This window comes from Sorangium sp. So ce834, assembly GCF_051521425.1.
In the GTDB taxonomy this organism is placed as follows: domain Bacteria; phylum Myxococcota_A; class Polyangia; order Polyangiales; family Polyangiaceae; genus Sorangium; species Sorangium cellulosum_D.
This window is the reverse complement of sequence record NZ_CP150351.1, coordinates 7,220,629-7,245,435: the sequence shown is the minus strand read 5'-3', so window position 1 is coordinate 7,245,435 and position 24,807 is coordinate 7,220,629. Positions and strand designations below refer to the sequence as shown.

Here is a 24,807-nt window from a genome sequence, read left to right as displayed (position 1 = left end):
TTTTTCGACGCGACGCTGCGGGTCCTCCGGAATGCGCGTACCCGGTGCGCCCAGGTGGGCGCGGCCATGTGGTGGCGGGGTCGTACGTGGATGTGGTCAAGTCCGGGGAAATCGAATAACCGTTGGATATGAGCTCGTCGAGGGATGCGACCCGCGCTCGCGCGGTGCAGTGGTTCGTGCGCGGCGGCACGCTGCGGGCAGGTGGCCGGGATCCGGTCAAGATCGGCATCGCGCCGGTCGTGGTGGGGCGCGATCCCAGCTGCGATGTGGTCGTCGACGATCCGGAGGTCAGCTCGACGCATTGCGAGCTGCGCGCCGAGGGCCCCGGCGTGCTCGTCCGCGATCTCGGCAGCAAGAATGGGACGTTCGTGTCGACGGTGCGCATCCGCGAGGCGATCCTGACGGCCGCGTGCGCCATCCAGGTCGGCGGCTCGGTGCTGGGCTTCGAGCCGCTCGACAAGGAGCGCGTCGACGTCGGCTTCGACGAGAGCTTCGGCCCGCTGATCGGCGCCTCGCCGCGGATGCGCCACCTGTTCCGCCTGCTGCGCGAGGTGGCCGCGACGGAGCTGTCGCTGCTCATCACCGGCGAGACCGGCACGGGCAAGGAGCTCGCGGCGCAGGCGATCCACGACAGCTCGAGCCGGCGCGGCGGTCCGTTCGTCGTCGTCGACTGCGCCTCGCTGCCCGGCGCGCTGGCCGAGAGCTTCCTGTTCGGGCACGAGCGGGACGCCTTCCCCGGGGCGACCGAGCGCAAGGGCGGCGCCTTCCACGAGGCGAACGGCGGGACGATCTTCCTCGACGAGCTCGGCGAGCTGCCGCCCGAGCTCCAGCCGAAGCTGCTCCGCGTGCTGTCCGAGCGGAAGCTCAAGCGCGTCGGGTCGCGGGTCTACGAGCCCGTCGACGTGCGGATCATCGCGGCGACGCGGCGCGATCTCGGCCGCAGCATGAACACCGGGCGCTTCCGGAGCGATCTCTTCTTCCGGATCGCCCAGATGCGCATCGAGCTGCCGCCGCTGCGGGAGCGGCGCGAGGACATCCCGCTGCTCGTCGAGAGCGTCTGCGCGCGCCTCGGCTGCCCGGAGCGCTCGGTGGAGATGGTCAATCTCATCACCACGACGCTCGGCCAGCACGATTTCCCGGGCAACGTCCGCGAGCTCATGAACGTGACCAGCGTGGCCGCGAGCCTGCCGCCGGGGGCCGAGGCGATCGCGGCGATCCTCCCGCTCGAGGGCGGCGGCGACGTCGTCGCGCCGACGTCGGCCTTCGGCGAGGCGAAGCGGAGCGCCGTGGCGGCGTTCGAGCAGCGCTACTTCAGCGAGCTGATCCGCGCCACGGGCGGCAACGTCAGCGAGATGGCGCGCCGCGCCGGCATGGAGCGCCACCACGTGCGGATGTTCTTGAGGAAGCACGGGCTGACCGCGAAGCCGTGAGGCCGCCGGCGCCTTCCGCGGCCTCTCTGTTCTTTCTAGAGCACCGAATAGGTTGAAAGTCAGCCAAGTTCAACAGGTTACGGCACCCGCCGGATCCGTCGAGGAGCAAGCTGGGAGAGCACGGCATGCAGCAAGAGGAGAGGCCGCAAGGGCGCAAGGGGCGCAAGGAGAAGGGGACAGAGATGGAATGATATTCTTCTCTTCCCCTCGCGTCCCCTGCGCCCTTGCGGTCCTCCTCCCATGAATCGATTTCGCGGGAGTTCGACGCGATCGGCGTTCTAGGCGCCGCCCGCGCCGCCCGTCCCCGCGGCCCCGCCGCTGCCGCCCGGATCGCCGCCCGCGCCATTGCCGCCGGTGCCGGCCGGGGCGCCGCCCGCGCCGCCGCCGCCGCCCTCGCCGCCGCCCGTCGTGGCCGCGGTGGTCGTGGCCGGGCCGCCGCCGCAGCGCTCCGCGGAGCGGCAATCGGCGCAGGAGCAGCCCTCGAAGTACGGCGCGCACGAGCCGTTGTCCGTGCAATGGTCCGTGCACCGCGGCGTGTCCGTGCAATCGGGGCAGGTGCAATCCTCGTTGGCGTTGCACCCCATGTCGCTGTTGCACCCGCGCGACGGGCTGCACTCGGCGACGCTGTTCGCGCAGTCCTGGCAGGTGCAATCCTCGCCGTCCGGAGCGTCGGGCCGCAGATCGCAGACGCCGTCGTCCTTGCAGAAGCCGAGGCAGCTCGCCGAGTCCGCGCAATCGGGGCAGCCGCAGCCCTCGGAGACCTGGGCGAGGATCGTGCACCGCCCGTCCGGGCTGCCGCCGAAGCAGCCGAAGCCGAGCGAGCCGCCGGCGCCGGCGACCGTCGCCGCCGTGGCCGTCGAGGTCGCGTCGGTCGCCGGGCTGCTCGAGCAGCCGCCGCTCGCGGCGAGCCCGAAGACGATGGAGGAGGTGAGGAGGGCAAGAAAGGCACGCATGTCCGACAGCATCTCTCCCGGGAGCACGCCACGTCAACACCGCGCGTCGAGAGGCGCGCTCAGCGGAATGCCACGCTCTTGTCCGCCGTCTTCGCGCGCACGACCGCGCGCTCGCGCACCAGGAAATCGCGCACGGCCGCGTCGAGGCGCGGGTGAGCGAGGTGGTGGGCGCTGTGGGTGATGCTCGGAGCGAACCCGCGCACGAGCTTGTGCGACCCGCCCGCGCCCGGCTCGAAGCGGCGCAGTCCGCGGGCGATGCAGTCCTCGACCGGGTGATAATAGCAGACGTTGAAATGCAGGAACGGGCGCTCCTCCGAGGCGCCCCAGTAACGGCCGTAGAGCGTCGTCGGCCCGGCGATGTTGAACGCGCCCGCGATGGGCCGCTTGCCGTCGCGCGCGAGGACGACCTCGACGCCTCCCTTGCCCCCGGCGCGCTCCCCGGACGAGCGGAGCCGGGCCGTGATCTCCTCGAAGAAGGCGCGGTTCAGGTACTGCCGGCCCCAGGCGAACTTCTCCACCGTGGAGACGTAGTAGCCGAACATCACGTCCACGATCTCGGGCGTGATGTCCGCGCCGCGCAGCGTCTCGATCGACAGCCCCTGCTTCGCGACCTCGCGCATCTCGCGCCGGATCTGGTGCCGCCGCTTCGCGTTGAAGCGCGCGAGGAAGTCGTCGAGCGACCCGTACCCCTCGTTCTCGAACTGGAACTGGATGCCGCAGCGGTGGGCCATCGCCGCCTCCGACAGGGCGGCGGCCTCATCCGCGGTTGGGAACAAGACGTGGGCGCCCGAGATGCGGCTCCGCGCCACCAACTCGCGGAGCGTCTCGGCGAACACCGCGAGGAGCGCCGGGCGATCCTCGGGCCGGCGCACGAGCAGGCGCGGCGACGTGGCGGGCGTGAACGGCACCGCCACGACGAGCTTCGGGTAGTACGGCGCGCCGAGCTGGTGGGAGGCCGACGCCCAGCCGTGATCGAAGACGAACTCCCCCTCGCTGTTGTCCTTCAGGTACGCGGGCGCGGCGGCGAGCAGGGCGCCCTCGGCACGGAGCGTGATGTGGTGCGGCAGCCAGCCCGCCGCCTCGCCCACGCACCCCGTCCGCTCGAGCGCGTCGAACCACGCCCACGAGAGGAACGGCGCCTCGCTCGCGCCGTCGAGCGCGTTCCACTCGCTCTCCGGGATCTCGCGGATGGTGCCGTGGACGTGCGCTTCAAGCTCCATGGCCGATCATAGCAGCGCGCGCAGCGCTGCCCGTCCGGCCTCCGACGAGGTCCTGGATCGACCGCGCGCCGGCGCGCGCCACGAGCTCCGACAGCCCGCGCGCGATCGCGGCGGGGAGGAGGGGGCCGCCATAGATGAAGCCCGTGTAGAGCTGCACGAGGTCGGCGCCCGCCTCGAGCTGGTCCATCGCGTGCTCCGCCGACTCGACGCCGCCGGCGCCGATCACCGTGACGCCGCCCCCGAGGCGCGCGCGGATCCGCCGCACCATCGCGAGCGAGCGCTGCCGGAGCGGCGGACCGCTGAGGCCGCCGGCGCCCATCGCCTCGACGACGGCCGGGCTCGTCGCGAGCCCGTCGCGGCGCACGGTCGTGTTCGTCGCGATGACGCCGGCGAGGCCGACCTCCTCCACGACGGCGAGCAGCGCCTCGAGCTCCTCGTCGCCGAGGTCCGGGGCGACCTTGATGAGCAGCGGCAGCGGCCTCCCGGCGCCGCGGTTCTCCCGCGCGATCGCCGAGAGGAGCGCCCGCGCGATCGCCGGCCCCTGCATGGCCCGGAGGTCCTTCGTGTTCGGCGACGAGACGTTGATCACGACGAAGTCGGCCGCGCGCCGCACCTCCCGGAAGCTCGCGAGATAGTCCTCGATCGCGGGCTCGATCGGATCGAGCGGCGCGACGCGGGACTTGCCGATCGACATGCCCACCGGCACGCCGACCGCCGCGGCGCCGCCGCGGCCGAGGAGCCGCTCGGTGACGCGCGCCGCGCCCTGGTTCGGGAAGCCGAGCCGGTTGATGAGCGCCCGGTCGGCAGGCAGGCGGAAGAGGTTCGGCGGCGGGTTCTCGGCCTGGGGCTGCGCCGTGACGGTCCCGAGCTCGACGAAGCCGAAGCCCAGGGCGGCGAGCGCGCGGGCCCGGCGGGCGTCCTTGTCGAAGCCGCCGGCCACGCCGAGCGGGGACGGGAAGTCGAGCCCCATGGCGCGCACCGCGATGCGCCCGTCCCGGGGCGCGAGGCGGGCGCGCACGAGGGCGCGGAGCGGGGCGGCGTGCTCGAGCGGGGCGAGGGCGAGCATGCCGAGCTCGTGCGCCAGGCGGGGCGGCAGCGCGAAGAGGAGCGGTCGGATGAGGCGGTACATCGGGGCGCGTCTCCGTGGCGGCGCGGCGCCAGAGGGTCCGGCGCGGCGCGGCGGTGGGCGATACCATGGCGCAAAGGCCGCGTGGGCCGCCATCTCGGCGCCATCTCGGCGCCAGCGCGCGCGACGGCCGGGCGCGCGCAGGTGCGGACGGAGCGCGGGCGCCGGCGCGGCCACGGGCGAGCGCGCGCCGAGCGGGGCGCGCGGCGGCTCTGCTAGACTCGGCGCCCCCACCTCCATGACGACCCCCGAGATCCTCGATCGCCCAGGCGATCCAAAGCCATCGACCGACCTTGGCGAGCGCTTCGCGAAGAGCGCGGACGAGATGTCGGCGCTGCGCGAGCGCGGCGCCCTGGCCGCGCGCGACCTCTGCGCCTTCATCGATCGCTCGCCGACGCCGTACCACGCCGTCCGCGAGGTCGCCTCGCGGTTCGCGGCCGCGGGCTTCTCGGAGCTCGGGGAGCGCGACGCATGGGCGCTCGCGCCGGGCGATCGCCGCTACGTCATCCGGGGCGGGTCGACGATCGTCGCGTTCGTCGCCGGGGCCGAGCACCCGGCGGTCGGCGGCTTCCGCGTCATCGGCGCGCACACCGACTCGCCGAACCTCCGGGTGAAGCCGAGCGCCGAGCTCTCGCGGAGCGGCTACCAGCAGCTCGGGGTCGAGGTCTACGGCGGCGTGCTGTACTCGACCTGGCTCGATCGCGACCTCAGCGTGGCCGGCCGCGTCCACGTCCGCAGGGACGGCCGGGTCGAGCGCCACCTCGTCGACCTCGGCCGCCCCGTCGCGCGCGTCCCGAACCTCGCGATCCACCTGAACCGCGGGGTCAACTCCGACGGGCTCGTGCTGAACGCGCAGAAGCACCTCGTCCCCGTGATCGGCCTCGGCCGCGAGGCCGACCTGAACGCCATGCTCGCGCGCGCGGTCGACGCGCCGCGCGACGCCGTCCTCGGCTTCGATCTCTGCCTGTACGACACCCTCAAGGCGTCGATCGGCGGGCTCGCCGACGAGTTCATCTTCGCGTCCCGCCTCGACAACCTCGCGAGCTGCCACGCCGCGACGGCCGCGCTGATCGGCGCGGGCGCCCCCGGCGCGGCGACGCGGGTCATCGCGCTCTACGACCACGAGGAGTGCGGCAGCCGGAGCGCGGTGGGCGCGGCGGGCAGCGTGCTGCGCGACGTGCTCGCGCGGATCGTCGACACGTACCCGGCGCGCGAGCCGCAGGCGTTCGCCCGCGCGATGGCGGGCTCGCTGCTCGTCTCGGCGGACATGGCCCACGCGGTGCACCCGAACTACGCGGACCAGCACGAGCCGCGCCACGCCCCGCAGATCAACCGCGGGATCGTGATCAAGTCGAACGCGAACCAGTCCTACGCGACCGACGGCGCGACGGCGGCGGAGCTCGAGGCCCTCTGCCACGACGCGGGCTACGCCCCGCAGCGCTTCGTCGTGCGCAGCGACCTCCCGTGCGGCAGCACGATCGGCCCGATCACCGCGGCCGCGCTCGGCATCGCCACGGTCGACGTCGGCGCGCCGATGCTGAGCATGCACTCCTGCCGCGAGATGGCCGGCACGCTCGACGTGCACCTCGCGATAGAGACCTACCGCCGCGCCCTGGCCTGATCATTCCCAGCGCCGCGCCACGCCGCGTCCGATCGCCGCCCGGCGCGCCGGCTAGCGGCTGTTTTGGGCGTTGTCCTGGGAGAGGAGCGTGAAGCCGATCAGCTTGTAGAGGAGGCGGGCGCCGACGTTGCCGTCCCACTCGTCGTGGTCGTCCTTGGGGGCGACCTCGTTCAGGTCGAAGCCGACGATGCGCCGGCCGCTCCTGTGGATGCGGCCGATCAGCGCGACGGCCTGCTGGAACGACAGGCCCCCGGGCACGGGCGTGCCGGTGCTCGGGCACAGCGTCGGATCGAGCCCGTCGATGTCGAAGGTCACGTAGACGTCGTCCGGGAGGTCCTCCACGATCGCGTCGGCGATCAGGTGGAACGGCTCGCCCTCGAAGAGCCGATCGGCGATCGCGGCGTCGACGTGGGCGACCACGCGGCCGTTCGACTCGCGGATGAACCGGAGCTCGTCCTCGCTCATGTCGCGCAGCCCGACCTGGACGATCCGCGAGATCTTCGGGTGCCGGGTCGCGACGTTGCGCATGATCGAAGCGTGGGAGTCGGTGAACCCCTCGTACGCGTCGCGCAGGTCGGCGTGCGCGTCGACGTGCAGGATCCCCATCCCGGGGTAGCGCTCGGCGTGCGCCGCGATCGTGCCGTAGGGCGCCGAGTGGTCGCCGCCGACCACCCCGACCAGCTTGCCCCGCTCCATCCACCGCTTCGCGATCTCGGCGACGCGCTCGTTCAGCCGGCGCGACAGCGCGTTCACCGCGGCGAGCCGCGCCTCCAGGTCGCGGTCGCCGGCGACCTCGCCCTGCGCCGCGATCACCGGCTCGGCCGCCGCGCACGCCTCCGCGTTCCAGCGGACGATGTCCGGGTCGACGTCGAGCATCGTGATGCCCTGCTCGTACGGTCGGCCCGTGTGCAGGTCGAAGAGGTCGACCTGCCGGCTGGCCCGCAGGATCGCCGCCGGCCCCTTGGCGGCGCCGCGGCGGTAGGACACCGTCGGCTCCCAGGGCACCGGGATGAGGACCACCCGAGCGTCCTCGGCGGTGTGCGGCAGCCCGTAGATCCCGTGGCCGACCGCAGGACCGTTCGGATCGAAACCGAGAGGGGATGAGCTCACGCGGCCACGTTGGCGGTTCGCACAGAGGTCGTCAAGCGCGAGCCGCGCCCGCCGAATGCGCGCCGGAGCGCGGCGGGGCGCGCTGGAGCGCGCCGGAGCGCGCCGCCGCGCTCCGCAGAGCGCCCGCGGAACCACGTCCGCGCCCGCGATCTCCGGCGCGAGGTGCGTAGAGGCGATCGCACCGCGCGCGCGACAACGCACCGCGCGCGCGCGACATCGGCGTGAAACACGGGTGTCGCGCGCGACGGCGTGCAGCGCCCGTCGGAATGCAACTTCGGGGCTTCCAGCTGTGACGAAATGCGGTACGAAGGGTGCCGAGACGATGGATGACGGGCCGCCGCGCCCGTTCGGACCGGCCAGCGCCCGGCGCGCTGCCGGGTCGGTCCGGCGCGCGGGGCCCTCGCACCGTGAAGAACAGCCATGCTCCGCTACCGCGCCGACATCAAGACGCTCCTCTTCGTCGCGACCTATTTCGCCCTCGTGGCGGTGCAATGGGTCTATGCGCCGCGCGCGCTCTGGCTCGCGATTCCGCTCCTCGCGATGACCTGCGTGTTCTCGTTCCTCGGCGCCGTCGCGACCCACAACTCGGTCCATTGCCCGGTCTTCCGGCGGCGATGGATGAACCGCGCGTTCCAGGTCGTGCTCACGCTCACCTACGGTCACCCGGTCAGCGCCTACGTGCCCGGCCACAACCTCAGCCATCACAAGTACACGCAGTCGCGGCGCGACGTGATGCGGACCACGAAGGTGCGCTATCGTTGGAACCTGCTGAACGGGCTCCTCTTCATGAGCCGCGTGGTCCGGGACATCCTGCCCGCCGACATGCGCTACTTCAAGGCGATGTACCGGCGCAACCCGCCGTGGTTCCGGCAGATGCTCCTCGAGTCGGCGGTGTTCCTCGGCACCATGGGCGCCCTGCTCGCGCTCGACTGGAAGAAGTTCCTCCTCTACGTGCTGATCCCGCACCAGTACGCCGCGTGGGGGATCGTGACGATGAACTACCTCCAGCACGACGGCTGCGACGAGGACAGCGAGTACAACCACTCGCGCAACTTCGTCGGCCGGCTGGTCAACTGGTGGACGTACAACAACGGCTTCCACTCCATCCACCACACGGAGCCCGGCCTCCACTGGAGCCTCCTGCCGGCCGCGCACGCGCGCCGCGTGGCGCCGTTCATCCACCCGAACCTCGATCAGCCCTCGCTCCTCGCGTACCTGTTCCGCAGCTTCGTCTGGCCCGGCAAGCGCCTGCGCTACGACGGCGCGCCGGTCGTGCTCCCGCAGGAAGAGCCGGACGAGGAGTGGATCCCCGGCCCGAAGGAGACGCCGAGCGACGTCTCGCTGGGCGCGATCGCGCCGAGCTGACGACGCCCTCCCGCCGCTCGCCGCGCCCTCGCGCCGGGCGGAGCTCGGGCGCAGGCGAGGGCCGCGGGATCGCGGCCTCGCCACCTCGCTGGATGCTTTTTGGATGCTTTTGAAGGCGCAGCTTGCGGCCACGACCGGGAGCCCCGGGCCGTGGACCGCGCAAGCGTGCAGAGGGCTGGCCCGGCGCCACGGCGCCGGGCCGCTCGCCTCCCCGATCAGCGCGGCTGATTCTCCCGCGGCTGATCTCCCCGCGACTCGCCGCCCCGGCGACCGATCTCGGCCATGTGCTGGCGATCGCCGCTCACGGCCTCGCCACCCTTGCGCCCGATCTCGGCCATGTGGGCCCGGTCCTGGCTCACGCGCTCGCCGCCCCGGCGACCGATCTCGGCCATGTGCTTGCGGTTCTGGCTGACGACCTCACCGCCCTTCTTGCCGGCGGCGCGGGCCTCGTCGCGCGTGAACTCGTGGGCCGTGCCTTTCTCGTGGGCTGCCTTCCCGCCCTTGCTGGCGATCTTGCGCTGACGCTCCTCATCCATGGCGGCAAACCCACGCTGCTGCCGCTCATTTGCCTGCTTCTGCGCCGCTGAAGAAGGCGGGGGCTCGCTCGGCGAGGCCCCGCTCTCCTCCTGGTCCTCCTCACTCCTGGAAATCATCCCACGATCATCCATGCTCGCCATCATCCTCTCCTTACGGTTGGCTCGCTCGATTCAGGTCTCCGAACGGGGCCTCTGAGCCGGGAGGGGGCGGCGCTCGCCGCCCCCTCCCGGGCGGGTCGAGGCCGGCGATGGCCGTCCCCTCCCGGGTTCGGTCGGGGATCCAGCGTTCGCCATCCCCTCCCGGCGCCGAGCGGGAAGCGGCGTTCACCGCCTCCCTCCCAGCTGCGGAAAGGCCGACAGGCCCTTTCCGCGGGGGCCTGTTGTACCGGGCGGAACAACGTCAAGCGGGCTGAAGGTTGGGACGCGACGAATTGGGGGGAGGTTCGCCGGAGACGCAGGTGGAAACCTGGGCGAACCTGGAATTACCGAGAATGTCGTGTTCCCAGCGCGGTCAAGCCCTCTTGGCGAAGTCCCGCATGAACGCCGTAAGGCGCTCCACCGATTCAACAGATACAGCATTGTAGATCGAAACCCGGATACCCCCGGTCGACCTGTGTCCGGCGAGCCCCACCATACCCTCCTTTGCCGCCTCGGCGACGAAGCGTTTTTCCATCTCCTCGCTGGCCAGCCGGAACACCACGTTCATGAACGAGCGGCTCTCCTTCTCGACCGGGGCCCGGAACACATCCGGGTGCGCGTCGAGGGTTTCGTACAGCAGCTCACCCTTCTTGCGATTCCGTCGCTCGACCTCCTCGAGCCCACCGATCTCAAGCGTATACGCGAGCACGTTGCGCATGAGGTAGATTGCGAATGTCGGAGGTGTGTTGTAGAGCGAGTTGTTGGCAGCGTAAGTGGCATAACGGAAAATGACGGGAATGTCTTTTCGCCCGCTGTCAACGATGTCCTTGCGGGCGATCACGACCGTGATCCCGCTCGGCCCGATGTTCTTCTGGGCGCCCGCGTAAATCAGGGCAAACCTGGAGATATCCATCTTGCGCCACAGGATGTCGGACGACATGTCCGCGACGAGCGGCACGTTGCCTGTCTCGGGCAGCCAGTGCCATTGCGTCCCGAACAGCGTGTTGTTCGTCGTCATGTGGACGTACGCGGCGTCCGGGTCGAGCGAGAGCTCGCTCTGGTGGGGGATGCGGGTGTAGCGCTTGTCGACCGCGGTGCTCGCGGCGACGCGGACGGCGCCGACGCGCTTCGCCTCGTCCAGGGCCTTCTCGGACCAGCCGCCGGTGAGGATGTAGTCGGCGCTCCTGCCGGGCGGCAGGAGGTTCATCGGCACGACGGCGAACTGCATCGCCGCGCCGCCCTGCATGAACAGCACGTGGTAGTCGTCCGAGAGGCCGAGCAGCTGCCGGAGCAGCGCGATCGCCTCCTTGTGCACCGCCTCGAACGCCTTGCCGCGGTGGCTGTGCTCCATGATCGACATGCCCGTCCCCTCGAAGTCGAGGAGCTCGCGCTGAGCGCGCTCGAGGGCGGGGAGGGGGAGCCCGGCTGGGCCGGCGTTGAAGTTGTGGACGCGCGCCATGGTGCTTCTCCTGAGGTTCAAGTCGGCGGTTCCAGATGCCGCCGCCGCGGCCGTATACCACGGCGGGCGCCGGCTCCGCCCGGGCGGGCCGAGCCGGAGCCGGGGCGCGGCGGGGCTCGGGCGAGGGCTCGGGCGCCGGGCCCGCGCGCCTCGGGCCTGCCCGGGGCCGCGATCTGGGCTAAATTCACCGCTCTGGAGGCCGATCGATGCTGGTGACCCGCGAAGAGATGGCGTTCGATTTCCAGGGCGCCAAGCTCGATCCCGTCAAGGACAAGGACGTCATCGTCTGGGCCGTCCAGCAGTTCCTCTACGGCGAGATCACCGGCGTCCAGATCGGCCACTGGCTCTACAACGCGCCGGATCTCGAGTCCGCGCGCTTCCTCGCGCGCCAGGCCGTCGAGGAGTTCCAGCACGTCGGCAACTTCCTCCGCATCCTCGAGATCCTCGGCGCGCCGCCGGAGAAGGCCGCCTGGAGCGTGCGCTTCCTCGCCACCGGCCTCATGGGCGGCGACTGGGCCGAGCACGTCGCCCTCGAGATGGCCCTCGGCGAGGGCCTCGTCCTCCAGGCGTTCTACGCGATGATCGACACCGTGGACGAGCCGGAGATCGTCGCGATCCTGAAGCGCGGCGTGCGGCAGGAGGAGCGCCACGTCGACTTCGGCGAGCAGCAGACGAGGAAGGCGATCGCGGGGCGGCCCGCGCTGCGGCGGCGGCTGCTCGGCCTCGCGCTCGTGTCGCTCTGGGGCGTGTCGCGGCTCGAGGCGTTCATGAAGAAGCGCCTGCCCATGGATCACCCGGCGCTCCGGCGCCTGCCCGATCTGGTCCGCCACTCGGTGCGGATCGCGGAGCTCCGGCTGATGCGCATCGGCCTGACCGACGCGCCGATCTCGTCGATGTCGGCCGCCCGCAAGCTCGCGCTCGTGGCGGAGGCGTACGCGGGCAAGCTCGCGCTCGGCCTCGCGTCGTGGGTGCTCTCGGTGCTCCTCTTGCCGCTCCGGCTGCTCGGCCTCGCGGGGCCGAAGCGGCTGACGGACACGTACCTCCGCGATCCGCTGGTCGTGCGCGGCGGCCGGCTCGGCGCCGGGGCGGAGGACGATCCCGGCGACGCCGGCGAGCAGGCGGGGCCGGGCGGCCCTCCGGCGGGCCACGGCGCGGCGGCGCGCGCCTGAGCGTGAGGGGCGAGGGGGTGGCGGGCGACGAGGAGGGGCGAGCCGCCCGCGCCGGGGCGGCCGGCGCGGCGGGCGCCGCCGGCGCGGCGGGCGTCGCCGATGCGACCCCGGGCTTCCTCCCCGCGTCGCGCGAGCTGCCGCTCTTCGCCGAGCTGCCCGAGCTCGCGGGGCAGATCCCCTGGCGTCCGCTCGCGCACGCGCCGACGCCGGTCGTCCCCTGCGCCGCGATCGAGGGCTACCTCGGCCGCGGCGGTGTCTGGGTCAAGCGCGACGACCGGATCTCGCCGCTCTACGGCGGCAACAAGGTGCGGCGCTTCGAGTTCTTGCTCGCGGACGCGGAGCGCCGCGGGGCGAGGACGCTCGTCACGGTCGGCGGGCTGGCGTCGACGCAGGTCATGGCCACGGCCCTCTTCGGCCGGGCGCTCGGCTTCGCCGTCACCGCGGTCCTGTTCGACCAGCCGATCACCCGCTTCGGCCGCGACGCGCTCCTCGCCGGCGCGGCCAGCGGCGCCGAGCTCGTCCACGGCGGCGGGTACGCGACCACCGCGATCCGGGCGATCCGGGCGCTGCGCCGGGCCGATCGGCCGTACTTCATCCTGCCCGGCGCCTCGGCCGCGCTCCCGTGCCTCGGCTACGTCGACGCGATGCTCGAGCTCGCCGAGCAGGTCCGGCGCGGCGAGGCGCCGCGCCCCGATCGCATCGTCGTCCCCTCGGGGACGGGCGGGACGCTGGCGGGGCTCGCGCTCGGCGCGGCGATGCTCGGCTGGCCGACCACGATCGTCGGCGTGCGCATCACCGAGCGCGTCGCCTCGAACCGCGCCGTCGTCCGCTACGAGGTCGGCAGCATGAAGCGCCTCCTCGCCCGGCGCGCGCCGCGCTTCACCCGGCGGCGGCTCCCGCCCGTCCGCTTCGCGATCGATCACCGCGCGATCGGCCCCGGCTACGGCGCCCCGACCCCCGCGTCGATCGCCGCGATCCCCGAGGTGGAGCGGCTGATCGGCGTCCCGGGGGAGATCACGTACAGCGCCAAGGCGCTCGCCGCGCTGCGCGAGATCGGGCGGGAGCACCCGGGGGAGACGATCCTCCTCTGGCAGACGCTCTCGAGCGCGCGCCCGCCGCTCGCCGAGGGCGGCGCCGCGGCGCTCCCGCCCGCGTTCGCGCGGTTCTTCGAGGGCGACGTCGCGTGCTGAGGGCGCGGCGCGCGCGGCCGAGCGCTCCCTGCGGAGGCTCGGCGCGCGGCGGCCGCGCGCCCGATCACTTCAGCCGCAGGCTGTTCAGGAGCTTGTCGAAGTCGGCGCGCGCCCCGGTGACCGTCTTCTCGGGGCCGGTCATCTTGAAGAACCAGAGGTCGCCGGAGGGCGTCTCGGCGATCGCGCCGAGCATGGCGTAGCTCGACTTCGGCTCCCCGGCGGGCATGCCGGGCATCCCGGAGCCGGCGAACGTCCCCTTGATCTCGACGACCGCGACCTTGATGTCGTTGACCTTGAGGTCGGCGCGCTTCGGGGAGTCGTCGCTCTTCTGGGAGAACTGGCCGACCCAGCGCGTGATGTTCGCGTCCACGCTGCCGCCGGCCTGGCTCACGCTGAGCTCGGCGTCCTCGGTGTCGCCCGCGGCGCGCTTGATCTTGTAGGTCGCCTTGCGCATCGCGTTGGGGTTTGGCGCGCTCTCGAAGCTCGCCGGCGCATCCCAGGCGAGCTCCGCCCCGGCCGCCTGCTGGCCGCCGGCCGCCGGCTTCGGGGCCTGGGTCGTCGGGGCGGGGGCGGCGGCCTTGTCCGTCGCGGGCGGCTCGGGCGCCGACGTGGCCGTCGGCTCGGGCGTCTTCGAGCACGCCGCGGCGAGCGCGGCGACGAGCGGCAGGACCATGGCGGAGCGGAGCTTGATCATCGTGGGTGCCTCGGCGTGGGTTCGCCGCGACTGTAGTCGCCGCGCCCGGAGCCTCAAGCCGGATCGGAGCGACGCGGACGCTTCCCCGCGCTCCGGCCGGCGGCGCCGTCGGTCGTGCAGCCGCGCGCGCCGCCGTGGTACCACCAAAATTCATGGAGCCCACCTTCCGGCGCGCCTTCAACGCGGCCTTCGGCCCCTCGACCTACGCGGAGATCCTCGGCCGCCTCGAGCGGCGGCTCGGCTGCGCGATCCCGTTCCGCGTCGCCGAGACGCCGCTGTTCCTGCCGGCGCGCCTGCGCGAGCGCCTCGAGCGCTCCGCGACGGAGATCGTGCGGCAGATCTCGAGCCCCGCGCTCATCGCGCAGATGAAGCGCGCCATCCCCGCGCACCTCGACGCCCCCGGCATGGACGCGCTCCCCAACTGCGCGCAGGTGGACTTCGCGATCGTGCGCGGCCCGGACGGCGAGCTCGACGCCAAGGTGGTCGAGCTGCAGGCGTTCCCGTCGCTCTACGCGCTCATGCTCGTGCAGACCGAGATCGTGGCCGAGGTGCTGGCCGGCATGCCGGGGCTCGACCGGCGCTGGACGTGCTGCTTCGGGGGCCGGAGCCGCGACGATGTCGTCGCGCACCTGCGCCGCGCGATCCTCGCGGGCGAGCCCGAGGAGTCGGTGGTGCTCCTCGACCTCTCGCCGGAGAAGCAGAAGACCTACCCGGACTTCATGGCGACGAAGCTCCTCGTCGGCGTCGACGCGGTCTGCCCCACGGCGCTCGTCCGCGAGAAGAACCGCCTGTTCCGCCGCGTGGGCGGGCGGCTCGTCCCCGTCCGCCGGCTGTACAACCGCGTCGTGTTCGACGAGCTCGAGGCGAAGCGGGTCGAGCTCCCGTTCCGGTACGACGAGCCGCTCGACGTCACGTGGTGCTCGCACCCGAACTGGTACTGGACCTGGTCGAAGTACACGCTCCCTTACCTCGATCACCCGGCGGTCCCGCGGGCGCGGCTCCTCAGCGCGCTCGACGAGGTGCCGCCGGATCTCGAGCGCTACGTGCTCAAGCCGCTGTTCTCCTTCGCGGGCTCCGGCGTGAAGGTCGACGTCACGCCCGAGCACCTCGCCGCGATCCCGGAGGCCGAGCGCTCGCGGTGGCTGCTCCAGGAGAAGGTCGCGTACGAGCCGGCGCTCCCGATGCCGGACGGGGGCGGGGTGAAGGCCGAGGTCCGGATGATGTTCCTGCGCGCGCCGGACGAGCCCGAGCTCTCGCTCGCGCTCGACCTGGTGCGGCTGTCGCGCGGGAAGATGCTCGGGGTCGATCAGAACCGCGATCTGACCTGGGTGGGCGGGACGGTGGGGATCTGGCCGGTCGACTGAGCGCGCGCGTCAGGCGCGGAGCGCGAGCTGCCACGCGCCGAGGACGAGCCCCGTCGCGGTCGCGCCGAGGGCGACCTGGACGAGGGGGCGGCGCGGCGCGGGCCGGCTCCGCAGGAACAGGCCGGCGACGAGGCCGATCGCGGCGCCGCTGAGCAGGCCGAAGGCGTGGGCGCCGAGGTCGGCGCGCGGGCTCGCGCCGAGGGCGCCGAGGAGCGAGAGGCCGCCCACGAGCGGCGCCGCGAGCTGGAGCAGGTGTCGCTTCTCGCCGCTGTCCTTGTCGTGCGCGCGGTCGAGCATGAGCTGGGTGGTGGCGAGCAGCCCGATCGCGCCGAACACCGCGGTGGAGGCGCCGATCGAGGCGTGGTGGTGGCCCAGGCCGTGGTGCCAGAGCGCGTTCGCGAAGTTCCCGATCGCGCCCGAGGCGACCACGGCGAGCGCGGCGCCGCCGGGCCCGAGGCGGCGTTGCACGGCGGACGCGAAGACCGTCCCCGAGATGACGTTGCCCATCACGTGGGCCGAGTCGGCGTGCAGCGTGAGCGCGGTGATGGCGCGCCACGGCTCGGGCCCGACGACGAGGTCGGCGACCGAGGCGCCGCGCTGGAACAGCCGCCCGCCGCCGCTCGCGGGGCCGGTGACGAGGAAGAAGAAGAGGGCGAGGGCGACGAACGCGACGCCGGCGGCGATGGACGGCGGGTGGCGCGGGCGCTCGCGCGGGCGGCGCGGGGGCCAGTCGCGGTTCTCCGCTTCGTACCGATCGATCGAGGTCGCGGCGAAGTCGTAGTCCTCGTCGCGCACGAGGAGCACCCAGCCTGCCGGGGTGTACTGCACGGCGTGCCAAAGCTCGCTCGACTGCAGCACGAGGGCCCATTCGCGGACCTTGCGTTCCGGCATCACGGGCCCGATGGCCGTCAGCCCGGGCCCGGGCCCTTCTCCCACGCCTCCAGGGGCATCGCCGTTCAGGACCATCGCCGCCCTCTCGCCGCGCGCCGGCGGCAGGATCGCGATCGGGACGAACCGTTCGCCTTCAGCACATCGAGCACCGGTACAGTCATGTTCGCCCACGGCGGGTTCCTCCACGGATCGTTGACCCCAGGTTCGACGAAACCTGCGGATGAGGCCGGAGGCTGTCAACGCCGCCTCTCGGGGAGCCCGGCCGTCTCCGTCCCGGCGTCTCCCGCCATCTCCCCGCCTCTCCCAGCGTCTCCCAGCATCTCTTGCGCGGCCGGGCCCTTGTGCGCGCGGCGCAGCGGTGGCAGTGCGTGGTTGTGTCGACGGCCATCACGCAGGGCATCCGGGTCACCGTCTCGACGGTGTACGTCCCCACGCAGTCATCCCCGACGGAGCACCGCTACGTCTTCGCCTACACGGTGCGGATTGCGAACGAAGGCACCGAGCCCGCCCAGCTGAGGACGAGGCACTGGATCATCACGCACGGCAGCGGGAAGGTGGAGGAGGTGCGCGGCCCTGGCGTGGTCGGCCAGCAGCCCTCGCTGAAGCCTGGCGAGCACTTCGAGTACACGAGCGGCTGTGTGCTCGAGACCCCGCGCGGCTCGATGCGCGGCACCTACCAGATGCACCGCCCGGACGGCCGTGTCTTCGACGCCGAGATCGCGCCGTTCACCCTCGCGATGCCGCACTCGCTGAACTGATCCAAGCCAGCGGTCCGCGACTCCACCCGTCCGCTGTGACGAGGTAGCGCTCGTTGGTCTTCCGGCCGGCCGCGAAGAGCCAGCGGGGAGGGGGTGCCCGTGCGCGCGGGCGGCGGGGTAGGGCCCCGCGAATCCGAGCGCCGGCCCGCATCGAAGCGGGTCGCTCCCGGACCGGCTCTCCCCGTACCTATGGCAACAGCCTTCTACGAGGCGCGAGTTCGCGGGAGGGGCCCCCGCCGCCCGCGCGCACGGGCACCCCCTCCCCGCTGGCTCCGTTGCCCTCGGGCTAGCCGACGGCCGCCGGCTCCACCGCCGCCCCGTTCGCCTTCGCCTTCTCCGCGTCCCCCCCGCTCCCGCCCGCCGCCGCGAACTTGAACGTGAAGTCGTCCCCCTCGAAGTCGACGGTGACGTTCCCCCCGTTCTCGAGGGCCCCGAAGAGCAGCTCATCCCCGAGCCGCCGCTTGATCTCGTTCTCGATGACGCGCCCGAGCGGCCGCGCCCCGTTCGCCGGATCGTACCCGCGCGTCGAGAGCTCCGCCCGCGCCCGCTCGGTCACGTCGATGGTGACCGACCGGTCCGCGAGCATCGCCGCGAGCTCGCCGATGAACTTGTCGACGATGCTCCCCATCACCGACGGATCCAGCGACCGGAACATGATGCGCGCGTCCAGCCGGTTCCTGAACTCCGGGCTGAACGTGTTCTTGTAGGCCTTGTCGTCGTCGCCCGCCGACCCCCGCTCGCCGAAGCCGACCCGCGCCTGCGCGAGCTCCCGCGCGCCCACGTTGCTCGTCATGATCAGCACCATGTGGCGGAAGTCGCTCTTCTTGCCGTTGTTGTCGGTCAGCGTGCCGTGATCCATCACCTGGAGCAGCACCTGGAACACGTCCGGGTGCGCCTTCTCGATCTCGTCGAGCAAGAGCACCGCGTGCGGCGTCTTCGCCGCCGCCTCGGTCAGCAGGCCGCCGCGATCGAACCCGACGTAGCCGGGCGGCGCGCCGATGAGCCGCGAGACCGTGTGCCGCTCCTGGTACTCGCTCATGTCGAACCGCAGGAAGCCGATGCCGAGCGCCTTGGCGAGCTGCTTCGCGAGCTCCGTCTTGCCGACGCCGGTCGGGCCCGAGAACAGGAACGAGCCGATCGGCTTCTCCGGCGCGCGCAGCCCCGCGCGCGACAGCTTGATCGCGGACGAGAGCTGCTTCACCGCCTCGTCCTGGCCGAAGATCACCGAGCGCAGCGACTGCTCGAGATCCTTGAGCTGCGCCTTGTCCGACGTCGACACCTGCCGCGGCGGGATCTGCGCCATCTTCGCGATGACGAGCTCGATGTCCGCGGTGTCCACCGTGTACCCGTCGCCGTGCTTCAGCCGCGCCGCCGCGCCCGCCTCGTCGAGCAGGTCGATCGCCTTGTCGGGCAGCCGGCGGTCCTGGAGGTAGCGCGCCGACAGCTTCGCCGCGGCCTCGAGCGCCTCCGGCGTGTACGTGATCTTGTGGAACTCCTCGTAGCGCTTCTGCAGGCCCTTCAGGATCTGCGTCGTGTCGTCGACCGACGGCTCGGTCACCTCGATGCGCTGGAACCGCCGCGCGAGCGCGCTGTCGCGCTCGAGGTGGCCGCGGTACTCCTGGAACGTCGTCGCGCCGATGCAGCGCAGGCGGCCCGACGTCAGCGCGGGCTTGAGCAGGTTCGAGGCGTCCATCGTCCCGCCGCTCGCGGCCCCCGCGCCGATGATCGTGTGGATCTCGTCGATGAACAGGACCGAGCCCGGCTGCTTCTCCAGCGCGCGCAGCACCGCCTTCAGGCGGTTCTCGAAGTCGCCGCGGTACTTCGTGCCGGCGAGGAGCGCGCCCATGTCGAGCGCGTAGACGGTCGCGTCCTTGAGCGGCGCGGGCACGTCCTTCTTCTCGATCCGCTGCGCCAGCCCCTCCACGATCGCCGTCTTGCCGACCCCGGCGTCGCCGATGAGCAGGGGGTTGTTCTTGCGGCGCCGCGCGAGCACCTGGATCGTCCGGGCGACCTCGTTCTCGCGGCCGACGAGCGGGTCGATGCGCCCCTCGGCCGCCTCCTTGTTGAGGTTCATCGTGAACGCGGCGAGCGGATCCTTGATCGGCTGCGCGTTGCCGGGCTCGCCGCCCTCGTCGGACGACGACTCCTCGCGGAGGCTGTCGTCCTGGCCCGTCTTCGAGATGCCGTGCGAGATGTAGTTCACGACGTCGAAGCGGCTGATGCCCTGCTCCCCGAGGAGGGTCACGGCCGGGCAGTCGCGCTCGGCGAACATCGCGACCAGCACGTTCGCCCCCTTGAGCTCCTTCTTGCCCGAGGACTGCACGTGCATCGCGGCGCGGCCGACCACGCGCTGGAACCCGAGCGAGAGCGTCGGGCTCGTGTCCGCGTCGTCCGGCAGCGCCTCGATCTCCTCGTCGAGGAAGCGCTCCAGCTTCTTCTTCAGGAGCGGGGTGTCGCCCCCGGCGTGCCGGAGGACCTCGGCCGTCTCCTCGTCGAAGAGCAGCGCGTAGAGCAGGTGCTCGATGGTCACGAACTCGTGCCGGCGGCGCGAGGCCTCCCGGGTGGCGAGCGAAAAGGCGATCTCAACTTCGGGGCTGATGCGCATGGTCATTCCGGCTCGGCGGTCAACCGAAGGGGCATCCCGTGCTCCTTGGCGAAGTCCTGGACTTGGGCGACCTTGGTCTCCGCGACATCCTTGGTGTACACGCCCGCGACCCCGTGGCCGCGGTGGTGCACGCTCAGCATGATGTGCGTGGCCTCCGTCTCGGTGCGGTGGAAGAACTTCATCAGGACGAGGACGACGAACTCCATCGTCGTGTAGTCGTCGTTGTGGAACACGACCTTGTAGCGGCGGGCCTTCTCGACCTTCCGTTCCCGCTCCGTCGCGAGGTCGCCCTGCCTGTCTTCTCTCTCCTCAGGATCGTTCGGCATAAATCCGTCGGGAAGGATAGCAAGAGCCCCGCCCCGGCGAGCGGCCGACGGAGGGAGCTCACGCTCCGGAAGCATGCTCCGGCGGGGCGTGTTCCGCCACGCGCGCGCCGGGATTTTTCCGTCCGTCACGGCGCCCAGGTCGTGGAAGCGAGCTGAAGAGGGGTCGGGTCTGCCCGGAGGCGCCGGTCGGGTCCGCCCGGCGTGGCGCCGCCGCCTCTCGGCGGGCGCGCGTCGCCGTCTCTCGGCGGGCGCGCGTCGCCGTCCCCCGGCGGGCGCGGGCGCGCCGGCCGGGGCGGCGGGGTCATGCGGTCACAGGAGCGACCTGGCGGCGCCGACGTCGATGTCGACGGGCGTGAGGCCCCAGATGTCGCGCGCGTACTCGCGCACCGTGCGGTCGGAGGAGAACTCGCCCACGCGGGCGATGTTGAGCGCGGACTTGCGCAGCCAGCCCTTCCGGTCGGCGTAGGCCGCGTCCACCTCGCGCTGGCAGGCGGAGTAGGCCTTGAAGTCGGCGAGCATCATGTACTCGTCGCGGCCGAGCAGCCGGTCGAGCAGGGGCTGGAAGAGCTCGCGGTACTCCGGCGAGAAGAAGCCCGACGAGATGAGGTCGATCACCTCGCGGAGCTCCGGGTCGGCCGCGACCGCGTCGCGCCCCTCGAAGTGCTCGTTGCGGCGGGCGATCACCTCGTCGGCGGTGAGGCCGAACAGGAAGAAGTTCTCCGGGCCCACGGCGTCGCGGATCTCGATGTTCGCGCCGTCGAGCGTGCCGACGGTGAGCGCGCCGTTCAGCGCGAGCTTCATGTTGCCGGTGCCCGACGCCTCCATGCCGGCGGTCGAGATCTGCTCGGAGACGTCGGCGGCCGGGATGATGCGCTCGGCCAGCGAGACGCGGTAGTTCGGCATGAACACGACCCGGAGCGCGCTCTGGCGCCGGTCGCCGTTCACGACGTAGGCGACGGCGTGGATGAACTTGATGATGAGCTTCGCCTGCCGGTAGCCGGGCGCCGCCTTGGCGCCGAAGATGAAGGTCCGCGGCGTGACCGGCTCGCCGCGCTTCTGGCGCAGGTAGAGCGCGACGATGTGGAGCGCGTTGAGCAGCTGGCGCTTGTACTCGTGGAGGCGCTTGATCTGGACGTCGAAGATCGAGGCGGGGTCGACCTGGATGTCGAGCTCCTGCCCGATGAACCTGGCGAGCGCCGCCTTGTTGGCGCGCTTGACGTCGGCGATCCGCTCGATGAACTCCGGGTCGTCGAGGTGGCGCTCGAGCTCGCGCAGCCGCTCGAACTCCGTCACCCAGCGCGGGCCGACCTTCTCGGTGACGAGCGCGGCGAGCGCGGGGTTGCAGGCGAGCAGCCAGCGCCGGAACGTGACGCCGTTCGTCTTGTTGTTGAACCGCTCGGGCCAGAGGTCGTAGAAGTCGCGGAGCAGGTCGCGCTTGACGAGCTCGGAGTGGAGCTTGGCCACGCCGTTCACCGAGTGCGAGCCGACGACGGCGAGGTACGCCATGCGCACGTGGCGCTCGTGCCCCTCCTCGATGAGCGACATCCGCGCCACGCGGTCGTGGTCCTGCGGGTGGGCGTCCATGACCTCGCGCAGGAAGCGCCGGTTGATCTCGTAGATGATCTCGAGGTGCCTCGGCAGGAGCCGCTCGAAGAGCGCGACGGGCCAGCGCTCGAGCGCCTCGGGCAGGAGCGTGTGGTTCGTGTACCCGAAGGAGGCGACGGTCTGCTTCCACGCGTCCTCCCAGGTGACGAGGTGCTCGTCGATGAGCACGCGCATCAGCTCGGCGATCGCGATGGCGGGGTGCGTGTCGTTCAGCTGGATCGCGTTCTTCTCGGCGAAGCGCGAGAAGTCCGGGTGGACCCGGTTGTAGCGGTTCACGATGTCGGCGATGGAGCAGGCGACGAAGAAGTACTCCTGGCGGAGGCGCAGCTCCTTGCCCTTGTCGAAGTTGTCGTTCGGGTAGAGGACCTTGGAGATGACCTCCGACTGGTTCTTCTCGTGGACGGCGTGCACGTAGTCGCCGGCGTTGAAGAGCTCGAAGTCGAACTCCTCGCCGGCGCGGGCGGACCACAGCCGGAGGGTGTTCACGGTGTTCGACTGGAAGCCGGCGATGGGCGTGTCGAAGGGGACGCCGACGACCTGCTCGGCGGGGCGCCAGATGACGCGGAAGCCGCCGCGCTTGTCGGGGACGCGCTCGGTGTAGCCGCCGAACGAGACCGGGACGGCGTGCTCGGGGCGCTCGACCTCCCAGGGGTTGCCGAAGCGGAGCCACTCGTCGGCGCGCTCGACCTGGTAGCCGTCGCGGATGGCCTGCTCGAAGATGCCGAACTCGTAGCGGATGCCGTAGCCGTAGGTGGGCAGGCCGATGGTGGCCATGGAGTCGAGGAAGCAGGCGGCGAGCCGGCCGAGGCCGCCGTTGCCGAGCCCGGCGTCGGGCTCCTGCTCGACGAGGTCGTCGAGGTTGAGGCCGAGCTCGGCGAGGACGGTCTTGTAGCTGTCGTAGATGTCGAGGGCCTGCAGGTTGTTGACGAGCGCGCGGCCGAGGAGGAACTCCGCGGAGAGGTAGTAGCCGCGCTTGACGTCCTGCTCGTAGTAGGTGTGCTGGGTCTTGGTCCACCGGTCGACGAGGCGATCGCGCACGGAGAGGGCGAGGGCGACGTAGCGGTCGAACGGCGTGGCGGACAGGGATTCCCGGGCGCGCGAGTAGTGGAGGTGGTCCGCGAAGGCGCGGCGGAGCGCGACCGGGTGCATGCCGGTGCGGGCGTCGGGCGCCTGGTTTCCGCGGAAAAAAGTGGCAGGGGTGTCTCGCTGGGAGGGCTCTCGCTGGGCGGGGGTTTCTCTCTGACGGTTGGGATCGACGTCGATCGGGTTGGCCATGGCGGCGCACTTTAGACGGATCCGGCCCAACCTGGTGGGCTGCGCGACGTGGCCGGGTGAGGTTCCGTGGGTCGGAGGTTGGCGATCGCACCAGGCCGCCGGTGTGCTAGGAGCGCAGGCGGCCCGGCGGCCTGGTGCGCCAGGGGAGCGTCGCCCGCCGGAGCCTCGGGAGGTCGGCGGATGATCCACGGCGGGCGGGCGGTGCGAGGCGGCGCGGGGGGCGGGGCGATGGCGCGCGGCGGGGCGATGGCGCGCGGCGGGGCAATGGCGCGCGGCGGGGCGACGGCGCGCGGCGGGGCGACGGCGCGCGGTGGGGTGCTGGCGCGCGGTGGGGTGCTGGCGCTCGCGGGGGTGCTGGGAGCGCTCGGCGCGGGTGCGGGCTGCGAGGAGCGCGCGGGGGTGGGCCCGGCGGCGAAGAAGGGGATCGGCGAGGCGTGCGCGGACGGCGCGGAGTGCGCGTCGTCGGTGTGCGCGGCGATCGGGGGCGTCTGCTCGAAGGGCTGCCGGGTGGACCGGGAGTGCGGCGCGGGGTACGTGTGCCGCTCCCGCGACGACGGTCCGGACGGCGTGTGCAGCAAGCCGCAGGGCCGGGCGCCGGGCGAGGCGTGCATGACGGCGGTCGAGTGCCAGCACGGGCGATGCCTGCACCGGGCCGGCGCCCTGGATCAGCCGGGGCACTGCTCGGCGTACTGCGAGAGCGCCGACGATTGCCCGGCGGGTCTCAAGACCTGCGAGGAGATCGCCGACAGCGCCGGGCGGAAGATGTGCCTCCCCGGCGAGGGCGGGGCGGGCACGGCTGCGCCCGGCTCGCGGGGCAAGGCCTCCGAGCGGTAGGGCGGGAGCGCGGGTCGGCCGGGGGGCGCGGGGCGCAGCGCGCGTCCGCGCGTCAGGGCTCCGCGGCGAGCTCCGGCGCTGCGGCGGGCGGGACGGGTCCGGCGCTGCCCGGCTTCGCCGTCCCGCTCGGCTGCGCGGCCGAGGGCGCCGGGGTGCGGGCGCCGATCGGGGGCACGTGGGCGTCGAGCTGGCGTAAGCCGAACACGGCGACGCCGGCTTCGCGCAGGTGCTCGTAGCGCTGGTGGATGACGGTCCAGAACTGGTCGCGGACGATGGCCTCCGGCGAGCGCTCGGAGGGCTTCAGCTGGGCGCCCCGGGGCCTGAGCTGGACGAGGAGCCAGCTCGCGTGCTCGGCCATCTCGGCGAGGTAGTCGCGCGAGAACGGGTGTTTGCCGTCGAGGGCGTCCGCGAGCTCGTCGAACATCCCGGCGATATCGACGCCGTCGCGGGCGCTGTCGACCGGCCCCGAGCCGCGGCGGATCGCGGCGACGCGCTGCTTGGGGACGAGCTTCAGATCCGCGAAGATCTCGAGTTGCCGCAGCGTGAGATCGCGCATCGGGCGGAACTTCTCGAGGCGCGCCTCGATCTCGCGCTCGCTCGCGGCCGTCGCGACGCGCCCCGCGGCCGCGACGAGCCCGAGCGCGAGGCTCGGGAGCTCGAGCACGTCGTCGATCGGGCAGAGCGGCAGCTTCTCGCGGACGCGGCCGAGGTGCGGGAGCACCGCCTGGACGCCGCGGTCGACGTTGGCGCGGACGAGCTCGATCGAGAGCCGGCAGACCTCGGCGCGCTCGGCCGGGACCTCCGCCTGCACCCGCGGCAGGAAGTGGCGATAGGCCTCGTTCGCGTCCGAGGTGGTGAAGATCTGGCGTGCTGACACAGACGGCTTGGTGTTCTTCGATGTCGATCGGGTCTTGGTCATGGCCATTGTCGCAACCTATGCACGGCGCGCGCATATGTCATTGGGAATCTGCTCCCGGGAAGGAGGAGGCATGATTCCGACGGTGGGGAGGTGAGGTGAGGGAAGAAGGTTTCACCATGAAGGCAATACGGAGGGCGGCCTCGAAGGGAGGGTGAGGTCTCGCCGGGAGAGGGGAGGTGGTCGCGGGCGGAGACGGGACCCTTCGCCGCGAGACCGGAG

Annotated in this window: 20 protein-coding genes; 8 read left to right on the top strand and 12 right to left on the bottom strand. The window is 72.2% G+C overall.

Going from position 1 to position 24,807, the window contains the following annotated elements:
• Positions 1 to 128: 128 nt before the first annotated feature.
• On the top strand, positions 129 to 1,430 hold the full coding sequence (locus WMF20_RS25950; protein WP_437604643.1) for a sigma 54-interacting transcriptional regulator: 1,302 nt from the start codon (positions 129 to 131) through the stop codon (positions 1,428 to 1,430).
• Positions 1,431 to 1,708: 278 nt separating this feature from the next.
• On the opposite strand, the gene WMF20_RS25945 is transcribed toward WMF20_RS25950, so the two are convergent.
• The 3 genes from WMF20_RS25945 to WMF20_RS25935 are packed head-to-tail and all read right to left on the bottom strand — an operon-like array spanning position 1,709 to position 4,732.
• A complete protein-coding gene (locus tag WMF20_RS25945) occupies positions 1,709 to 2,383 on the bottom strand; it encodes a hypothetical protein (protein WP_437604642.1) in 675 nt (224 codons plus the stop codon).
• A gap of 59 nt (positions 2,384 to 2,442) precedes the next feature.
• Entirely contained in the window at positions 2,443 to 3,603 is a 1,161-nt protein-coding gene (locus tag WMF20_RS25940; protein ID WP_437604641.1) for a GNAT family N-acetyltransferase, read from the bottom strand.
• Complete coding sequence (locus WMF20_RS25935; protein WP_437604640.1) at positions 3,593 to 4,732, bottom strand: quinone-dependent dihydroorotate dehydrogenase; 1,140 nt, start codon at positions 4,730 to 4,732, stop codon at positions 3,593 to 3,595. The genes WMF20_RS25940 and WMF20_RS25935 overlap by 11 nt, the downstream gene beginning before the upstream one ends.
• 322 nt (positions 4,733 to 5,054) lie before the next feature.
• Here WMF20_RS25935 and WMF20_RS25930 point away from each other — a divergent pair, with 322 nt between their 5' ends.
• Entirely contained in the window at positions 5,055 to 6,350 is a 1,296-nt protein-coding gene (locus tag WMF20_RS25930) for a M18 family aminopeptidase (RefSeq protein ID WP_437617169.1), read from the top strand.
• 51 nt (positions 6,351 to 6,401) lie between these two features.
• Here WMF20_RS25930 and WMF20_RS25925 read toward each other — a convergent pair whose 3' ends face one another.
• Positions 6,402 to 7,460, bottom strand: coding sequence for an agmatinase family protein (locus tag WMF20_RS25925; RefSeq protein WP_437604639.1), 1,059 nt, complete (start codon positions 7,458 to 7,460; stop codon positions 6,402 to 6,404).
• Between the two features lie 420 nt (positions 7,461 to 7,880).
• Here WMF20_RS25925 and WMF20_RS25920 point away from each other — a divergent pair, with 420 nt between their 5' ends.
• On the top strand, positions 7,881 to 8,825 hold the full coding sequence (locus tag WMF20_RS25920) for a fatty acid desaturase family protein (RefSeq protein WP_437604638.1): 945 nt from the start codon (positions 7,881 to 7,883) through the stop codon (positions 8,823 to 8,825).
• Positions 8,826 to 9,040: 215 nt separating this feature from the next.
• On the opposite strand, the gene WMF20_RS25915 is transcribed toward WMF20_RS25920, so the two are convergent.
• Together WMF20_RS25915 and serC are read right to left on the bottom strand one after the other, a co-directional pair.
• Entirely contained in the window at positions 9,041 to 9,505 is a 465-nt protein-coding gene (locus tag WMF20_RS25915; protein ID WP_237244120.1) for a KGG domain-containing protein, read from the bottom strand.
• A 367-nt stretch (positions 9,506 to 9,872) separates the two neighbouring features.
• Positions 9,873 to 10,958 (bottom strand): 3-phosphoserine/phosphohydroxythreonine transaminase, encoded by a 1,086-nt coding sequence (gene serC / locus WMF20_RS25910; protein WP_437604636.1) that lies wholly within the window; start codon positions 10,956 to 10,958, stop codon positions 9,873 to 9,875.
• 206 nt (positions 10,959 to 11,164) lie between these two features.
• Here serC and WMF20_RS25905 point away from each other — a divergent pair, with 206 nt between their 5' ends.
• Together WMF20_RS25905 and WMF20_RS25900 are read left to right on the top strand one after the other, a co-directional pair.
• The gene (locus tag WMF20_RS25905) at positions 11,165 to 12,127 is read left to right on the top strand and encodes a ferritin-like domain-containing protein (RefSeq protein ID WP_129576924.1); all 963 of its coding nucleotides are present in this window, start codon (positions 11,165 to 11,167) and stop codon (positions 12,125 to 12,127) included.
• Positions 12,128 to 12,144: 17 nt separating this feature from the next.
• Positions 12,145 to 13,317, top strand: a complete 1,173-nt coding sequence (locus WMF20_RS25900; RefSeq protein ID WP_437604635.1) for a 1-aminocyclopropane-1-carboxylate deaminase/D-cysteine desulfhydrase — start codon at positions 12,145 to 12,147, stop codon at positions 13,315 to 13,317.
• A 64-nt stretch (positions 13,318 to 13,381) separates the two neighbouring features.
• Here the strand turns inward: WMF20_RS25900 and WMF20_RS25895 are convergent, their stop codons facing one another.
• Positions 13,382 to 14,011, bottom strand: a complete 630-nt coding sequence (locus tag WMF20_RS25895) for a hypothetical protein (protein WP_437604634.1) — start codon at positions 14,009 to 14,011, stop codon at positions 13,382 to 13,384.
• 152 nt (positions 14,012 to 14,163) lie between these two features.
• Here WMF20_RS25895 and WMF20_RS25890 point away from each other — a divergent pair, with 152 nt between their 5' ends.
• Positions 14,164 to 15,375 (top strand): hypothetical protein, encoded by a 1,212-nt coding sequence (locus WMF20_RS25890; RefSeq protein ID WP_437604633.1) that lies wholly within the window; start codon positions 14,164 to 14,166, stop codon positions 15,373 to 15,375.
• Positions 15,376 to 15,384: 9 nt separating this feature from the next.
• On the opposite strand, the gene WMF20_RS25885 is transcribed toward WMF20_RS25890, so the two are convergent.
• Complete coding sequence (locus tag WMF20_RS25885) at positions 15,385 to 16,437, bottom strand: rhomboid family intramembrane serine protease (protein ID WP_237244119.1); 1,053 nt, start codon at positions 16,435 to 16,437, stop codon at positions 15,385 to 15,387.
• A gap of 203 nt (positions 16,438 to 16,640) precedes the next feature.
• On the opposite strand from WMF20_RS25885, the gene apaG reads away from it, so the two are divergent.
• Positions 16,641 to 17,024, top strand: a complete 384-nt coding sequence (gene apaG / locus WMF20_RS25880; RefSeq protein WP_061627952.1) for a Co2+/Mg2+ efflux protein ApaG — start codon at positions 16,641 to 16,643, stop codon at positions 17,022 to 17,024.
• Positions 17,025 to 17,310: 286 nt separating this feature from the next.
• Here the strand turns inward: apaG and clpA are convergent, their stop codons facing one another.
• From clpA to WMF20_RS25865, 3 genes are all read right to left on the bottom strand, one after another.
• Positions 17,311 to 19,635 carry an ATP-dependent Clp protease ATP-binding subunit ClpA gene (clpA, locus tag WMF20_RS25875; RefSeq protein WP_129576920.1) on the bottom strand — a complete coding sequence of 775 codons (2,325 nt, stop codon included), beginning with the start codon at positions 19,633 to 19,635 and terminating at the stop codon, positions 17,311 to 17,313.
• Positions 19,632 to 19,955: an ATP-dependent Clp protease adapter ClpS gene (clpS, locus tag WMF20_RS25870; protein WP_020737250.1), complete on the bottom strand. Its 324-nt coding sequence runs from the start codon at positions 19,953 to 19,955 to the stop codon at positions 19,632 to 19,634. Before clpS ends, clpA begins: the two co-directional genes overlap by 4 nt.
• Positions 19,956 to 20,264: 309 nt before the next feature.
• Positions 20,265 to 22,835 (bottom strand): glycogen/starch/alpha-glucan phosphorylase, encoded by a 2,571-nt coding sequence (locus WMF20_RS25865; RefSeq protein WP_437604632.1) that lies wholly within the window; start codon positions 22,833 to 22,835, stop codon positions 20,265 to 20,267.
• 180 nt (positions 22,836 to 23,015) lie between these two features.
• Between WMF20_RS25865 and WMF20_RS25860 the strand changes: the two genes are divergently transcribed.
• Positions 23,016 to 23,669, top strand: a complete 654-nt coding sequence (locus WMF20_RS25860) for a hypothetical protein (protein ID WP_437604631.1) — start codon at positions 23,016 to 23,018, stop codon at positions 23,667 to 23,669.
• 52 nt (positions 23,670 to 23,721) lie between these two features.
• Here the strand turns inward: WMF20_RS25860 and WMF20_RS25855 are convergent, their stop codons facing one another.
• Positions 23,722 to 24,588 (bottom strand): hypothetical protein, encoded by an 867-nt coding sequence (locus tag WMF20_RS25855; RefSeq protein ID WP_437604629.1) that lies wholly within the window; start codon positions 24,586 to 24,588, stop codon positions 23,722 to 23,724.
• Positions 24,589 to 24,807: the final 219 nt, after the last annotated feature.

Bases quoted from the DNA above. Each gene is read 5' to 3' on its own strand.
- WMF20_RS25930 (WP_437617169.1), top strand. From the start codon at position 5,055: ATGTCGGCGCTGCGCGAGCGCGGCGCCCTGGCCGCGCGCGACCTCTGC.
- serC (WP_437604636.1), bottom strand. From the start codon at position 10,958: ATGGCGCGCGTCCACAACTTCAACGCCGGCCCAGCCGGGCTCCCCCTC.
- clpA (WP_129576920.1), bottom strand. From the start codon at position 19,635: ATGACCATGCGCATCAGCCCCGAAGTTGAGATCGCCTTTTCGCTCGCC.
- WMF20_RS25915 (WP_237244120.1), bottom strand. From the start codon at position 9,505: ATGATGGCGAGCATGGATGATCGTGGGATGATTTCCAGGAGTGAGGAG.
- WMF20_RS25905 (WP_129576924.1), top strand. From the start codon at position 11,165: ATGCTGGTGACCCGCGAAGAGATGGCGTTCGATTTCCAGGGCGCCAAG.
- WMF20_RS25860 (WP_437604631.1), top strand. From the start codon at position 23,016: ATGATCCACGGCGGGCGGGCGGTGCGAGGCGGCGCGGGGGGCGGGGCG.
- clpS (WP_020737250.1), bottom strand. From the start codon at position 19,955: ATGCCGAACGATCCTGAGGAGAGAGAAGACAGGCAGGGCGACCTCGCG.
- WMF20_RS25895 (WP_437604634.1), bottom strand. From the start codon at position 14,011: ATGATCAAGCTCCGCTCCGCCATGGTCCTGCCGCTCGTCGCCGCGCTC.
- WMF20_RS25865 (WP_437604632.1), bottom strand. From the start codon at position 22,835: ATGGCCAACCCGATCGACGTCGATCCCAACCGTCAGAGAGAAACCCCC.
- WMF20_RS25950 (WP_437604643.1), top strand. From the start codon at position 129: ATGAGCTCGTCGAGGGATGCGACCCGCGCTCGCGCGGTGCAGTGGTTC.
- WMF20_RS25945 (WP_437604642.1), bottom strand. From the start codon at position 2,383: ATGCGTGCCTTTCTTGCCCTCCTCACCTCCTCCATCGTCTTCGGGCTC.
- WMF20_RS25855 (WP_437604629.1), bottom strand. From the start codon at position 24,588: ATGACCAAGACCCGATCGACATCGAAGAACACCAAGCCGTCTGTGTCA.
- WMF20_RS25935 (WP_437604640.1), bottom strand. From the start codon at position 4,732: ATGTACCGCCTCATCCGACCGCTCCTCTTCGCGCTGCCGCCCCGCCTG.
- WMF20_RS25940 (WP_437604641.1), bottom strand. From the start codon at position 3,603: ATGGAGCTTGAAGCGCACGTCCACGGCACCATCCGCGAGATCCCGGAG.
- WMF20_RS25920 (WP_437604638.1), top strand. From the start codon at position 7,881: ATGCTCCGCTACCGCGCCGACATCAAGACGCTCCTCTTCGTCGCGACC.
- WMF20_RS25890 (WP_437604633.1), top strand. From the start codon at position 14,164: ATGGAGCCCACCTTCCGGCGCGCCTTCAACGCGGCCTTCGGCCCCTCG.